The organism is Acinetobacter sp. UBA1297, from assembly GCF_002307755.1.
GTDB classification, from domain to species: Bacteria; Pseudomonadota; Gammaproteobacteria; order Pseudomonadales; family Moraxellaceae; genus Acinetobacter; species Acinetobacter radioresistens.
In genome coordinates, this window is the sequence record NZ_DBUF01000006.1 from 61,403 (window position 1) to 76,038 (window position 14,636).

Annotated in this window: 11 protein-coding genes and 1 pseudogene; 3 read left to right on the forward strand and 9 right to left on the reverse strand. The window is 43.0% G+C overall.

The window, feature by feature from the left end:
* Positions 1 to 15: 15 nt before the first annotated feature.
* The 7 genes and pseudogenes from B3R63_RS01935 to rpiA all read right to left on the reverse strand — a co-directional run bounded on the left by B3R63_RS01935 (position 16) and on the right by rpiA (position 6,448).
* Entirely contained in the window at positions 16 to 369 is a 354-nt protein-coding gene (locus B3R63_RS01935; RefSeq protein WP_005014632.1) for a YnfA family protein, read from the reverse strand.
* A gap of 55 nt (positions 370 to 424) precedes the next feature.
* Positions 425 to 2,701 carry an ATP-dependent Clp protease ATP-binding subunit ClpA gene (gene clpA / locus B3R63_RS01940; protein WP_286728163.1) on the reverse strand — a complete coding sequence of 759 codons (2,277 nt, stop codon included), beginning with the start codon at positions 2,699 to 2,701 and terminating at the stop codon, positions 425 to 427.
* Positions 2,702 to 2,710: 9 nt separating this feature from the next.
* The gene (gene clpS / locus B3R63_RS01945) at positions 2,711 to 3,124 is read right to left on the reverse strand and encodes an ATP-dependent Clp protease adapter ClpS (RefSeq protein ID WP_005014635.1); all 414 of its coding nucleotides are present in this window, start codon (positions 3,122 to 3,124) and stop codon (positions 2,711 to 2,713) included.
* 16 nt (positions 3,125 to 3,140) lie between these two features.
* Positions 3,141 to 3,890: a DUF6776 family protein gene (locus B3R63_RS01950; protein ID WP_101162283.1), complete on the reverse strand. Its 750-nt coding sequence runs from the start codon at positions 3,888 to 3,890 to the stop codon at positions 3,141 to 3,143.
* A gap of 76 nt (positions 3,891 to 3,966) precedes the next feature.
* Positions 3,967 to 5,022: an N-acetyl-gamma-glutamyl-phosphate reductase gene (gene argC, locus B3R63_RS01955; protein ID WP_171054426.1), complete on the reverse strand. Its 1,056-nt coding sequence runs from the start codon at positions 5,020 to 5,022 to the stop codon at positions 3,967 to 3,969.
* 89 nt (positions 5,023 to 5,111) lie between these two features.
* A pseudogene (locus B3R63_RS01960) lies at positions 5,112 to 5,777 on the reverse strand (M48 family metallopeptidase).
* Positions 5,777 to 6,448, reverse strand: coding sequence for a ribose-5-phosphate isomerase RpiA (gene rpiA / locus B3R63_RS01965; RefSeq protein WP_286728164.1), 672 nt, complete (start codon positions 6,446 to 6,448; stop codon positions 5,777 to 5,779). Before rpiA ends, B3R63_RS01960 begins: the two are co-directional and overlap by 1 nt.
* Before the next feature lie 105 nt (positions 6,449 to 6,553).
* Between rpiA and ilvA the strand changes: the two genes are divergently transcribed.
* The 3 genes from ilvA to B3R63_RS01980 all read left to right on the forward strand — a co-directional run bounded on the left by ilvA (position 6,554) and on the right by B3R63_RS01980 (position 10,337).
* Positions 6,554 to 8,092, forward strand: a complete 1,539-nt coding sequence (ilvA, locus tag B3R63_RS01970) for a threonine ammonia-lyase, biosynthetic (RefSeq protein WP_248136969.1) — start codon at positions 6,554 to 6,556, stop codon at positions 8,090 to 8,092.
* A 246-nt stretch (positions 8,093 to 8,338) separates the two neighbouring features.
* Entirely contained in the window at positions 8,339 to 8,989 is a 651-nt protein-coding gene (locus B3R63_RS01975; RefSeq protein WP_286728166.1) for a potassium channel family protein, read from the forward strand.
* Position 8,990: 1 nt separating this feature from the next.
* Positions 8,991 to 10,337, forward strand: a complete 1,347-nt coding sequence (locus tag B3R63_RS01980) for a TrkH family potassium uptake protein (protein ID WP_111280966.1) — start codon at positions 8,991 to 8,993, stop codon at positions 10,335 to 10,337.
* Positions 10,338 to 10,380: 43 nt separating this feature from the next.
* On the opposite strand, the gene B3R63_RS01985 is transcribed toward B3R63_RS01980, so the two are convergent.
* Entirely contained in the window at positions 10,381 to 11,454 is a 1,074-nt protein-coding gene (locus B3R63_RS01985; RefSeq protein WP_005014644.1) for a phospholipase A, read from the reverse strand.
* 25 nt (positions 11,455 to 11,479) lie between these two features.
* On the reverse strand, positions 11,480 to 14,419 hold the full coding sequence (locus tag B3R63_RS01990) for an insulinase family protein (protein ID WP_286728167.1): 2,940 nt from the start codon (positions 14,417 to 14,419) through the stop codon (positions 11,480 to 11,482).
* Positions 14,420 to 14,636: the final 217 nt, after the last annotated feature.

Consider the following 14,636-nt stretch of genomic DNA (forward strand, 5'->3'; position numbering starts at 1 on the left):
ATTACTATATGTGCTTTAACGTAGCCACCCTTGAGGCTGTAAAATGATAATACTTGCACCCAAAAGCACAATTGCCCCGCCTAACAGATCCCAGCGCGTCAATATGACCTGGTCAACCCAGCGTAACCATAAGAGCGCTGTGAATATGTAAATTCCTCCATAGGCTGCATAAATTCGTCCTGAGGCTGCCGGATGTAAAGTCAGCAACCATACAAAAATTGCCAGACTGATTATTGCAGGTAGCCACAACCAGGCTGACTTACCATCTTTTAATATCAGATAGGGAAAATAACAGCCAAGAATTTCAGCCAACGCTGTCATAAAGAATAAAAAGAAAGTTGTTAAAATCTTGGTAAATTGTAAGTCCATAAAATTTCCAAAATATAACCCGTGTCGAAACACGGGTTATATCTTTAAATAGAGCTTAAGCAGGTTCAGCTGTCTGGTCTTCAAAGACTTCCAGTTTCAGCCCAACAGCCTGTCCATTTTCTTTTTTCACGGATACCGCAACGTTACCGCCATGTTCAGCCAGCTCACCAAACAGGATCATCTCTGCAAGCGGTTTTTTCAGATGTTCCTGAATCAATCGCTGCATTGGACGTGCACCCATCAGACGGTCATAACCCTGTTCTGTTAACCATTCGCGCGCACTCTGATCCACTTCCAGCACAACTTTTTTCTCATCCAGTTGTGCTTGCAGTTCTGTCAGGAACTTGTCTACTACAGATTCAATAATCGTAGTTGGTAATGGCTTAAATTGAATTACACCATCCAGACGATTACGGAACTCTGGTGAGAACGCTTTCCTCATTGCTTCCTGATTATCATTACTGTTGTCCTGCTCTACGAAACCAATACTAGTACGCGAGATACTTTCTGCACCGATATTTGTAGTCATGACCAGAATCACATTGCGAAAATCTGATTTACGGCCATTATTGTCTGTCAGTGACCCATGATCCATCACTTGTAATAACAGGTTAAATACATCCGGATGAGCTTTTTCAATTTCATCCAGAAGCAAGACACAGTGCGGATTTTTATGTATTGCATCAGTCAGCAGACCACCCTGATCATAACCAACATAACCGGGAGGAGCACCAATCAGACGTGAAACCGTATGACGCTCCATATATTCGGACATATCAAAGCGTACTAGCTCAAGCCCTAAAATTTTTGCCAGCTGTTTGGTCACTTCAGTTTTACCAACACCTGTTGGTCCTGCGAATACAAAACTGCCAACCGGCTTATCTGGCGACTTAAGGCCGGCCCGCGATAACTTGATTGCTGAAGCCAGTGTAGTAATTGCTTCATCCTGTCCAAAAACAACACGTTTTAGATCACGCTCTAAATGACTCAGTACTGTTTTATCATCTTTAGAGACAGTTTTGGGTGGAATACGAGCAATTTTTGAAATAATATCTTCAATATTTTCAACTGTAATCAAAGTATTGTCTGCATCAGCTTTTAATCTCCGCTGTGCCCCCGCTTCATCAATTACGTCAATTGCCTTGTCTGGCAGAAAGCGGTCATTAATGAACTTGGATGATAGCTCTACCGCAGCAACCAGGGCACTATCTTCATACTCTACATGATGAAAGTCTTCAAATTTAGGTTTTAAACCACGCAGAATATCTATACTTTCTGAAATTGTCGGTTCGTTTACATCAATTTTCTGGAATCGACGTGATAAGGCATGATCTTTTTCAAATACTTGACGGTATTCTTGGAACGTGGTTGAACCAATACAACGTAAAGTACCATTTGCCAGCGCTGGCTTAATCAGGTTTGACGCATCCATCGTGCTGCCCATACTAGAGCCTGCACCAATAATCATATGAATTTCATCAATAAATAACACAGCTTCCGGTTTTTTCTTCAGGGCATTTAACAGCTGTTTTAAACGCTTTTCAAAGTCTCCACGGTATTTGGTGCCTGCGACTAGCGCACCAATATCCAGACTGTAAATTTCAGCATTCGCCAGTGGCTTAGGCGCCTTGTTATTGACGATCAGCCATGCAAGACCTTCAGCAATTGAAGTTTTTCCCACACCTGGATCACCCACCAGAAGCGGATTATTTTTACGGCGACGACATAAAATTTGTGCGGCACGCTCGATTTCTTTTTCACGACCAATCAGTGGATCAGTTTTACCTTTTTGAGCTTCAATATTCAGATTTGTAGTATAGAGTTCCAGCGGCCCTGCATTGGCAGAACTGGTGGCCTCGCCTTCAATATCTTCAGCTTCTTCTTCCATATGTACTTCGTCTTTTCGAGTACCATGCGAAAGATATTGAGTCAGGGTCAAACGGTTAATCTGATGACGCTTGAGCAAATAGACTGCAAAGGAATCCCGCTCAGAGTACATTGCAACCAAAACATCGGCACCTTCTACAGTACGGTCACCGCCACTGGACTGTACATGAAAAATAGCACGTTGCAGAATCCGGTCAAAGCTTTCTGTCGGATGTGGTGCCTGGTCACTGTTTTCACCAAGTTTAGGGGTATGTTGTTCTACATATTCTTCTAGCTCTTTACGCAGTAAAACGATATCTGCACCGCATGCTTTTAACGCATTAACTGCAGAATCATTGTCCAGCAAAGCCAGCAATAGGTGTTCAACCGTTAGGAACTCATGTCTCTTTTGTCGAGCCATGCTTACAGCCAAACGTAAGGATACTTCGAGTTGACGACTGAGCATGCGACCCCCTTAATCTTTTGGCTCAATTTGGCAAAGTAATGGATGACCTTGCGACCGAGCATAATTGTTTACTTGGTTTGCCTTGGTCTCCGCAATATCTCGCGGATAGATGCCAGCAACCCCTTTTCCTTCATAATGTACTGTTAGCATTACTTGAGTTGCCTGGTCAAGATTTAATGCAAAGTATTGTTGTAAAATTTCAATTACAAAGTCCATTGGGGTGTAGTCATCATTTAGTAAAACAACGGCATACAGGGGTGGTTTTTTTAACTGCGGAGGTGCAGGTTTAACTGCAATTTCTCCATCAGCTTCATCATTTTGCGAATCGCTTAAGCGTGGATTAAGATGCCAATCAACTAGGCCGGTCTGACAAAAAGAGGCTTTCACTTCGTTTAAGGTTATTTTACGCTTAGTAGCTCGCATACAATCTTTATTTCACTTACTGTGCATTTGCTTCTGCTTGAGGAATTTCAGAAATAAATGCTGATGAATTTTCAACAGGTTTTCCACGTTGCCAGCTGAAACGCTTGATGACTGGCGTGCCTGCTCCAGTTAAACGGACCTCAATAAATTGAGGTGTAAAGCCTTTTGGCATAGTCCAGCGCCCGGTCAGACGCTCAAAGTCTTCGAAATTAAATTTATTGTCTTCAAGAGGTACAACTAGTACCTCTGTGCCCTGAATCAGGCGCAGCTCAACCGAACCTGAAGCACGACGTTTATTGGGGCTGACCTGTACCAGATCAAGCTGGTACTCATAAGCATTTTCAGGAAGCGGTTTAATTCCCAAATTTTGTATAGTCAGACTCAGGCCACCACGGTCACGTAGTACTTCACGATAGATCAGGCTCATACCCTCAACCTGAGACTGCTTGGCACGGGCTTCATTTAATGCAGTATACAAATCGTTAGAATTGCTTACCGCCACATCACGCTCCTGAATTGCTGCATTCAAGCTCTTGTTCAAGGCATTTAAAGCAGTTTTCTGCTTCTGGACCACTTCAACCAGTTGCTCGGCATCTGCATCATAACCGACCACTGACAAGCCTTGACGATGGCCAACTGAATATCCTAATGCCAGACTTCCTAATGTCAGAAGTGCTCCTCCCATAACCAATGGCATATTGGTTTGCAAAAATGGCTTCTTCACTTTATGTGACGTGGTATTAGGTTCTGTGTTTTGCATCGTCATCTCTAAAATACAAAAATTTTTTCAAAGCACACATTTAAATCTAAAAATAAATATGTGTGAAGTTCAAAAGCGTTTTTTATGGTAATAAGCCAATACCGGTCAGACCAGCATTTTCAGCACAACCAAACATTAGGTTCATATTTTGTACCGCTTGACCCGCTGCACCTTTAACAAGATTGTCCTGAACCACTAAAATAACCAGTTTTGTTGGCTGTGGCTTATACAGGGCAATACGCAATTGATTGGCACCACGTACACTACGAGTTTCAGGTGAGCTATTGGATGGCATTACATCAACGAACTGTTCATCGGCATAAAAAATTTCATAAAGTGACTGTAAATCAGTATTTTGTCCCTGTTCAGTTAAATCAACATAAATAGTACTGAACATACCGCGAATCATCGGTACCAGATGTGGAATAAACAGAATCTGGTCAAATACACCGCTCTGGCCAGAGATGTTCTCTAACGCCTCTACTATCTCTGGATGATGACGGTGACCGGCAACACCATAAGCTTTAAAATTATCGGCATTTTCGCTGTAAATCATGCCGAGACTGGCTTTACGACCCGCCCCTGAAACGCCAGACTTAGCATCAATAATAATACTGGCCGGTTTAACCAGCTCTTGTCCAGATTTGAATAGTGGCGCCAGACCAAGTTGAACCGTAGTTGGATAACAGCCCGGATTTCCTACTACCTTAGCCTGCTTGATTTTTTCACGGTTAAGTTCGGTTAAACCGTAAACTGATTCAGTCAATATATCCGGACAGCTATGTTCCAGACCATACCATTTCTCGAACTGCTGTAAGTTCTGTAAACGGAAGTCAGCTGCCAGATCAATCACTTTGGTATTAGCAGCAACCAGCTCGGCAGCGTGCTTCATGGCAACACCGTGCGGTGTGGCAAAAAACACCACGTCACAATGTTTCAGGACATTCATATCCAGGTCTGAAAACTGGAGATCAGTATAGCCGCGCAGACTTGGGAACATGTCATCTACACGCTTGCCTGCTTCTGTACGTGAGGTGAGTACACTGACTTGAACATCGGGATGCCGTAATAAAAGACGTAGCAATTCAACGCCTGTATAACCTGTACCACCCACAATTCCGACAGAAATCACTCTTATTTCCTCAAGGTTTACCTAAACCCGGCTAGTATGGCAGTTCATCTCATTTTCTACAATGTGCAACTGCATCAGATCACAGTCTATATATACTACCAGCCAGGTAACTTATAACTCTTAAGCTGCTGGCGGTGCACCAGATAATCTGGATCATGCCGCGCCACTTCTGCCCAAAACAGAGGACTATGATTAAAATGCCGGGTATGTGCCAGTTCATGAATACACAGGTAGCGCACCAGTTGCTTTGGCATTAATATCGCGCCTGCATGCAGCATAATATCATGTACACTGCTGCAACTCCCCCAACGGGTCTTGGGCTGGCGAATACTGCATGTTTTATACGGCAACCCAATTTCCTGACTTATGGATTCGAGATAATCAGGTAAAAGCTGCTTTGCCTGATCTATTACACAGGCTTTTAAGCTATGTTCAGGATGATTCTGATTAATAAGAATCTGCTGCTCTATATTTAAAATAAAGGAGTTTTTTTGCGCACATTGCTTTATTGCAAGCTCGGCAGGGCAATTAAAAAATTTTATAAACTCTGGAATAGAAAACAGATCTGGCATCTGGCTCTGCTGTTTATGCTATGTCTCTAACAACCAGTTCTCTGCCTGAGATAAAAACTGTTCTATCTGTTTCTTAGTACAACGCAGAGGTACAGTGAGCCGCACCCCTTGTGGTTCGACACGCAATCGCAAACGCTTTGCTGTTGCATGCCGAACAATTCTGATTTCAGGTAATTCAGCCTGCTGCATTAAGTCGCTGTACGTTCTTCAATGCCATTATTGGTGGCCACAATTGCAATATCAGCTTTGTTGATCGCAAATATACCGTTGGTTACTACTCCCGGAATATTATTGATGGTTTTTTCAAGTTCGAGTGCATTCAAGATATTCAGATTATAGACATCCAGAATCACATTACCATTATCTGTAATCACCCCTTCACGATATACCGGATCACCGCCCAGACTTACCAGTTTACGTGCTACCGCAGAACGTGCCATAGGAATGACTTCTACAGGCAAAGGAAAATCACGGCCCAGCTGTTCTACCCACTTCGAGTCATCTACAATACAAACAAATTTCTTGGCAATTGAAGCAACAATCTTTTCACGAGTCAGTGCTGCACCGCCCCCTTTAATCATATGCATATGACGGTCGATTTCATCTGCACCATCGACATAGGCATCCAGACCGCCAACATGGTTCATGTCAACCACTTCAATGCCCAGTTTTTTCAGTCGCTCTGCTGTTGCATTAGAACTGGCCACTGCTGCTTCAAGTTGCAGCTCTGGCAATAACTCGATCAGGAAATTAACCGTGCTCCCTGTGCCTACGCCCAAAATACCGCCTCGAGGCAAATGTTTTAGCGCCGCTTTGGCAGCTGCCTGTTTTTTTTCATCTTGGGTGGTATACAGACTCATGACTTCACTCAACTATTTTTAGCAAATTGGCCAATTAAACGGCGCAAATGTACAGGGGTTTGTTACAATAAGCCCCTATTTTAAACTGTTAGATGGAAGATTAACATGCTGTCTCGTTTGGTTCGACAAATTTTACAAGCAACGGTTTATGATGTTGCAATCGAAACCCCACTCGAAGCAGCGCCACGAATTAGTGAAAAACTAAACAACAATATTCGCTTTAAACGTGAAGACTTACAGCCAGTTTTTTCATTTAAGCTGCGCGGTGCTTATAACCGCATTAGCCAATTACCCAAAACTCAGCTAGAACGTGGAGTAATTACAGCTTCAGCAGGTAACCATGCCCAAGGTGTTGCCCTGTCTGGAAAGAAACTGGGAATTCGTGCCATTATTGTTATGCCAAAAACCACACCAGATATTAAAATTCAGGCTGTAAAACGCCTTGGTGGTGAAGTGGTTCTGCACGGCGATTCTTTTGATATTGCCAACAAATATGCAATTCAACGTGCATCAGAAGAAGGTATGACTTTTATCCCGCCTTATGACGATGAACTGGTTATGGCCGGACAAGGGACCATCGCCAATGAAATTTTGCGCCAGTGGCGTGATGTAGAATATGTATTTGTTGCAGTAGGTGGCGGTGGCCTGATAGCAGGTATAGCTGCCTATTTAGGTGATGTTGCACCACATGTAAAAGTGATTCCTGTCGAATATGATGAATCAGCCTGTTTAAAGGCAGCCCTGGAATCTGGTGAACGTGTAATTTTGCCATCGGTAGGCCTGTTTGCAGATGGTACAGCAGTAGCACAGATTGGTGAAAAGCCTTTTGAAGTAATCCGCTTGCAGAAATCTGATAATTCGGGCCCGATTGTTGAGCCTGAGGTTGTTCTGGTAAATACAGACGAAATTTGTGCAGCAATTAAAGAAACATTTGATGAAAACCGCAGTATTGTCGAACCTTCTGGTGCAATGGCATTGGCAGGTATTAAAAAGTATGTTGAACAGCATAAACTGACTGGTAAAAATATTGTGTCTATTGTTTGCGGTGCAAACATGAACTTTGACCGATTACGCTATATCGCTGAACGTACAGAACTAGGGGAACGTCGTGAAGCAATCTATGCTGTAACCATTCCTGAGCAGAAAGGTGCCTTTTTACAATTTTGCCGGACCCTGCAAGGTCGTAATATTACTGAATTTAACTACCGCGCCAGTGAAAGTGACTCGGCACAGGTTTTTGTGGGCATCAGTTTAAAAGGCGGTGAAGCAGAACGCCATGAAATCCATAACCTGCTAAAAGAAAGTTATGAGGTGGATGACCTGTCCGATGATGAAGTTGCCAAGCTGCACATCCGCTATTTGATTGGTGGCCATGCCAATATTGAAAATGAGCGCCTGTTCCGGGTAGAGTTTCCGGAACGTCCAGGCGCCCTGCTGACATTCCTTGAACGCCTTGGCCCGACTCATAATATTACCCTGTTCCACTACCGCAACCATGGCGCAGCTGAAGGACGGGTTCTGGTGGGTATGGAAGCGACAGATGCCAAGCAGAATCCGGATGGAATAATTGAAACCTTGAAAACAATCACTTATCCGTATGAAGAAATAACTCATAATATTGGCTATAAGCGTTTTCTTAAATAGTTTCTGGTAAATAGAAACCGGCCTAGAGCCGGTTTTTTATTTTATATCATTTTATTTAAGCCTATCCGTTTGGGGTTTTAAAACACTTTAAAATTTTCTTTTTTATTAAGGTAATACCCTGTATTTTTTGTAACACAGCAACCTCAAAATAATTAAAACTAAAGTGATATTATCACGCTGTATAATAGATTAAGCTTTGTACTCTTTACAGTGCAGACTTTAGAAGAAAGATAGCAGGTTTTCTGAATGGCTTTATTTACCGTAATTGGTCTGGGTAGCTTTGGAGCTACTGTCGCTACCGAACTTACCCGCCTCAAGCATGACGTGATTGGTATAGATCTGGTTAAACGTCACGTTGAAAATATTGGTGACCAGTTATCACATGCAGTGATTGCCGATGCGACTGATGAACATGTGCTCGAAGAGCTTAATATTCAGGATTGTGATGCTGTCGTAGTGGCAATTGGTGAGGATATTGAAGCCAGTATTTTATGTGTTCTACACCTGAAAAACATGGGGGTAAACAAGATCTGGGTAAAAGCCAAGACCAAGGCACATCATATGATTCTGAGTCATTTAGGCATCGACAAGATCATTCACCCTGAAGAAGATATGGGGGTCAGGGTCGCCCAAGCTTTAAATTATCCTATGGTTAGCCGTTATATGGCACTTGAGGATGATCATTTTATAGTTCGGATCAATATTGAAAATAGACTTGAAGGTGTGCATCTGTTTGGCCTGATTAACCAGGTCGCAAAAGTTCATCTGCTGCTTTTAAAGCGCGGCAAAGAAATTTTTTATGAGCCTGCTCCAGATTTCACTTTAAAGTATGGGGATATTTTAATCATAGAAGGCTCTCTGGAGCAGCTCCAAAGACTTTCAATGCGTTTTCTCTAACATGCATTTTCCTAATTTTAGACATCTCACACAACGAACTGTTAACCTGAGCCCTCCTACACTTCTGGCTTTAGGATTTTTAAGTTTCATTCTGGTTGGAACCCTGTTGTTGCGCCTGCCTATCTCTCACCACGGCCATTTGAGCTGGATGGATGCATTATTTACTGCTACATCGGCAGTCACGATTACTGGTTTATCCACCATCAGTGTTCATGACTCTCTAACAGGTTTTGGCCAGACAGTACTCTTGCTCCTTATTCAGAGCGGGGGCCTAGGTTTTATGACCTTTGCCATTCTGGCAGCACTGAGCCTTTCTCCTAAAGTACGTCTCAGACAGCAGATGATGGCACAAACTGCTACCGGACAAACCAATCTGTCTAAAGTCACTTTTGTAGCCAAAGGCGTTTTTTTCTATACTTTATTTTTTGAGCTCATCGGCACAGTCATATTAACGGTATTATTTACGCCTGAATACGGTTTTCCAACTAGCCTGCATTATGCAATTTTTTACAGTATTTCTTCATTTAACAATGCCGGTTTTTCTATTTTTGGCGATAGCCTGATGAGCTTTGAAGGGCAATATCTGGTTTACTTGGTTATTAGCCTGCTTTATATCATTGGGGGAATCGGTTTTATTGTACTCATGGATATAAAACGCTCTAAAAACTGGAGCAAACTTAGCGCCAACAGTAAGTTGATATTGAGTTCAATTGCAATCATCAATCTGTTGGCTTTTATAGTGATCTGGATGTTAGAAGCAACCAATTATCAGACGCTCGGTCAGCTAAATCTGGGTGAACAGGCTGTACATGCTTGGTTTCAGGCCACTGCGCCACGTTCCTCTGGCCTAAATACCATTGATACAGGTTCAATGACCAGTACTTCGACGTTAGTGGTGATGCTATTGATGTTTATTGGAGGTGGCTCTCTCAGCACGGCGGGTGGTATTAAAGTAGGTACATTTGTAGTCTTACTGCTCAGCGTAATTTCTTTCTTGCGCCGTAATGAGGAAGTGCGTGCTTTTAATCATTCAATCTCACAGGAAACCACAGTGAAGGCACTGGCCGTCGCCATGATTACCTGCATTTTAATCTTTGGAGGATTTTTCCTGATTCTTCTGCTGGAACCCCGGCAAAACTTTTTGGATCTGCTATTCGAAATTGTCTCTGCTGCATGTACTGTAGGTTTATCGCGCGGGATTACCGGTGAACTGAGTTCTGGCAGCTTAATGATCCTTATTTTCCTGATGTATGCCGGCCGGCTTGGTCCTTTAACATTGGCATACCTGATTGCAACTCCAAAGAAGAGCCGGCTTAAGCACCCGCCAACCGATATCCAGATCGGTTAAATTAAAAAAACCACTCTTGAGAGTGGTTTTTTACAGTAGGGCTCTAGTACCAGTTCATGAGTGAAACACCCAGACCCACATAGGTAGCACGGTGATTATAATCAATCAAGCTCTCGCCATAACCATCAAACAATTGAAAATGTCCACGCAATTTGCCGCTAATTGGGAATGCCCAGTCAAATTGGGCAGCACCATGTGAGTCATCACCTCCTTTTAAAGAATGCCGCAACATCAAAGAGAAATCATGATCTTTCCAGCGATAGAAGGCCGTTAAATCACCACGGCCGATATAGTCATCAATATCTGCATTATTGTCATCACTTGCATTTTCCTCAATACGGTACCAAGGTCGCAGCATAAGAGCAAAATTTTCATGCTCAAGCCCGACATTCATAATGATACGGTTCCAGCTACGCGATAAGGGATCTGCACGGCCGTTAGACTGGTGATTAAAAGTCAAACCCAGTAACCGGCCGTTTAAACCTAGCAAATTATAATTCGTGCGGAACATCAGGCTGACTTCAGGTTCATAATTAGTTTCCCGAAACGGACGGGATTCATCTTCGTTATATACCTGCCAGCGTGACGACTGGGTATAACCTAACCATAGGTCGCCATTATCACCAAATATATTTTCTGCCGCTTTGGTTTTAAAGGAAATCTGGAACTTGGCTTCAATTGACTTAAGGTCCTGTGCATCTTCTGCAGAGACTGTATTTTCAGGATTTGGACTCGAAGGTGTTTCATTTTTATCGCTGGTCCAATAAGCTGGCAGCAAATAGACTGGCTGGTGCGCACGAATATTCCATGTACCGAGCTTGCTTTCTGGAGAAAGCTCCCAACGGCGGTCCAGCAATGAAACATTCGGATCAATTTTTGGATCTTCTACTGCTTTGCGTTGAGCCACCACTAAGGGTTTTTCTGCTTCGGGTACAACAAACAATGCATCATAACAGGCCAGACGATCTGCATTGGAAGCAAGTCCTACACACGCTTGTGCACTCGCAGGTTTAGCCGCCGCAGGATCTTCCGCATGGCTTGTAGACACCACCACCACGCCAAGTATCGCAAGGATACCCAGCTGAAGTGAGGGCCGTTCAAAGGCTTTGAACGACATTTTATTCTCCAGTTTCCAGTTTTATTTATTTGACTTGTTTAATTTCAAAACCGAGTTGTACTAATTCATCACGCTTTGCAAATGGTGCAACCACCGCTCTAACCGGTTTCTGACCGGTCAGATAAATATTTATAACCCGTTTCAGATCATCAAAAGTAGTCTGTAATATACGCTGACGCAAGATTTTTCTAAAGGCTGGCGTACGTTCATGCAGTAATGCATAACATGCTGTAATAGCTTCACCCGCTGGAGAACCCGGCTTATCCATACTGGCAACCAAACCAAGAATAGCCTCTTCTAACTGGTGTGGTTTTTGTTCAGCATTAAATAACCAGTTCAAGCTTGAATCAAAGTCGTTGAAAGTTTCTGCGAGACGTGGATCGCGATAACTATAGAAACGGAAACTGCAAGCATTACCATCATAGCTGGCTCCTCCACCATAAGCCCCACCTTTTTCACGAATAGCGCTATGCAAAAAGCCGTTACGCAAGTATGCAGCCAATACCATTAACGGTGCAGCATCCGGGTGGGAGACTTCAACAGCCTGATAAGCTGAGGCACAGAACTGAACATTAGACTGGATTAACCAGGCTTCATCCGCGTTATTATCTTCGAATTTAACCTGAGTCAGCTCAGCTTGAGTTTGATCTACAGCCAGTTTATTCCATACTTCCTGGATTTCTTCCAACAAGCGTTCAGTCTGGTGTTCTTCACACACCAGCAAAAACTGTTTAGGAGCCTGTAACAGTTTGCGATGAATTAACTTCAACTCATCAATAAGGCGATGATACTCTGCCTCATCTTTTTCAATCTTGCTGACCAGATCTGTCATCCAGTTGAGCGCACCCAGTCCTGTCGTATGATAATCACGACGAGCCAGCGCACTCATGTTACGTGACGCTGTTTGCATAGCATAACTATGTCCTGAGCCGGAAATCCGTGAATGCCAACGGGTTTTACGCTGTTGCAGAAGTTCTATGATACGGCTCTTTTCATCAAAACGAAGCTGCTCAAAAGCCAGCTTGAGTAGATGGATCGCATCAAATTTATTAACCAGTGACTTGGTGGTTAATGTCAGCCAGGCACTTATACGACCTTTATCATTAACTTTGCTGCGTAATGAAGCACCCATGCCTAACCCACCACTCACTGCAGTTTGCAGCTGTTGCAGTTCAAGATAGCCATACTCTCCTGCACCCACCTCACCCATCAGGATTGAAAGCAAGTTAAAGTAAGGTGAATTTATTATCTCGTCAGGAATCTGGATCAGCACCTGCTGATAATAAATACCATTTGTTCCAGCATGGTAAAGATTTAAAGGGGTATCCCGATTATTACAGATAATTTCACGCAGCTGACTCTGTACAATGTGCAGCTCTTCAGGCACATCCTCCAAACCTACTTTAGGCAACAGGTCCAGATCATCTTCCATATTCTGACGTTGCTTCAATGCTTCTGTATTTTCCAGAATCTGTTTACGGTCTGCTTCAGACAATGTCTCAGCGAGTTTAGCCAGACGAGCTTTTTCAGCCTGCTCATCCTTTAGAGACTTTTCAGCATCAGGCACCAGAGTCAGTTGAACACGATGCGGGTTATCAAGCAGATAAGTCTGGATCAGGCTAGACAGCCACATTGGGTCTTTTAGTTCTTCTCTTACCTGTTCAATCGCGCTGTCGACATCCCATACATGAATCGGGTCATTGTGATGAATAGCACTACTCAAACCATTCAGGATCAGACTGAGGCCATAAGGTGTACCATCACCACCAATTTCACGCTGATGCAGTTCGATCTGATGCAAAATTGCTTCAATCAGTTTTGACTCTACAGGTTTTGATGCCACTTCCTGCAAGATGTTAAGTACGCCTTCCTTAAATGTCTGTGCATGCTCCGGATTAGAGCCTTGTACTGCACAATAAAAAGTCATCTCAAAGTTGCTGTCATCTACTCCCATAAACGGGCCTGTAGACTGTGCGTATCCACAGGTTTCCAGATAATGCCGTAAGGGTGAAGCCGAGTCTTCCAGTAATATGCCTTCAACCAGACGCATACCTAAACGCAATTTGATGTCACTAGCCTGAGGTAACAACCAGCCCAATACGTGATAAGTTTTATCTGTTAGCTCATCGCCATCTACTGCATAAGTTTCACTAACCTCTATAGGGGCTGACAGGCGTTTTTCCGGAGTTGAATAGAGTGTTTTTCCAGGTTTAAACTTGTTTAAAGCCAGCGTTTCAAACTGTTCCTGCAACTCATACGCCGAAAGATTACCAAAAGTCATAAAGACTGCATTACTTGGATGATAATGCGACTTATAAAAATCGACTAACTGCTCATAAGTCAGATCAGGAATGTCTTTAGGATCACCACCTGAATTATAATGATAAGTGGTTTGTGGGAATAAATGTTCTGCCAGCTGATGATACAACTGATCTGAAGGTGAACTCATCGCCCCTTTCATTTCATTAAAAACCACGCCCTTATAGACAGGCTGGTCATCTTCGAGCTCTACCCGAATACCTTCCTGAGCAAAATCCAGAGGATTCAGGTTTGCAGCAAAGGCTGCATCGAGATAAACAGATAACAGGTTCTGAAAATCTTTCTTGTTTTGGGTCGCAAACGGATAGGCTGTCCAGTCTGCCGCTGTAAAAGCATTCATGAAAGTATTTAATGAACGGCGGATCATTAAAAAGAATGGATCACGGACCGGAAATTTTTCTGAGCCACATAAAGCAGTATGCTCCAAAATATGAGCAGTACCTTTTGAATCCATGGGCTGGGTACGAAAAGCTACCAAGAATACGTTTTCATCATAGTCAGTGGCTAGATGGTAATGCACCGCCCCTGTAACCTTGTGTTTGTATTCAGACACTAAAATGTCTAGGGCCTCGACATGGTGTTGACGTACCAACTGAAACGCGGGATGAACAGTTTGATTAATGGTTTCAGTGACATCGACAGTCATGTGATCTCCTCATACTTTTAAAATATTCAATAAATTGCATTATACCTATAGTTTTAGTCACAATTCACGTTTTAAACCTGACTAAAACAATAGATTTTTAATGATGGCATGATCGGTTTTTTCAACCTTGTCTCAAATAAACAGTAGGTTTCAAGATGGCTAGATTCAGTATGGTCCTAATTCCGGTTCAGCTAAAGTAAAATAGTTGCTAACCCTC

Excerpts from the sequence above, each read along its gene's own strand:
- ilvA (WP_248136969.1), top strand. The coding sequence starts at position 6,554 with ATGCTGTCTCGTTTGGTTCGACAAATTTTACAAGCAACGGTTTATGAT.
- B3R63_RS01985 (WP_005014644.1), bottom strand. The coding sequence starts at position 11,454 with ATGTCGTTCAAAGCCTTTGAACGGCCCTCACTTCAGCTGGGTATCCTT.
- B3R63_RS01980 (WP_111280966.1), top strand. The coding sequence starts at position 8,991 with ATGCATTTTCCTAATTTTAGACATCTCACACAACGAACTGTTAACCTG.
- B3R63_RS01935 (WP_005014632.1), bottom strand. The coding sequence starts at position 369 with ATGGACTTACAATTTACCAAGATTTTAACAACTTTCTTTTTATTCTTT.
- clpA (WP_286728163.1), bottom strand. The coding sequence starts at position 2,701 with ATGCTCAGTCGTCAACTCGAAGTATCCTTACGTTTGGCTGTAAGCATG.
- B3R63_RS01950 (WP_101162283.1), bottom strand. The coding sequence starts at position 3,890 with ATGACGATGCAAAACACAGAACCTAATACCACGTCACATAAAGTGAAG.
- B3R63_RS01990 (WP_286728167.1), bottom strand. The coding sequence starts at position 14,419 with ATGACTGTCGATGTCACTGAAACCATTAATCAAACTGTTCATCCCGCG.
- rpiA (WP_286728164.1), bottom strand. The coding sequence starts at position 6,448 with ATGAGTCTGTATACCACCCAAGATGAAAAAAAACAGGCAGCTGCCAAA.
- B3R63_RS01975 (WP_286728166.1), top strand. The coding sequence starts at position 8,339 with ATGGCTTTATTTACCGTAATTGGTCTGGGTAGCTTTGGAGCTACTGTC.
- clpS (WP_005014635.1), bottom strand. The coding sequence starts at position 3,124 with ATGCGAGCTACTAAGCGTAAAATAACCTTAAACGAAGTGAAAGCCTCT.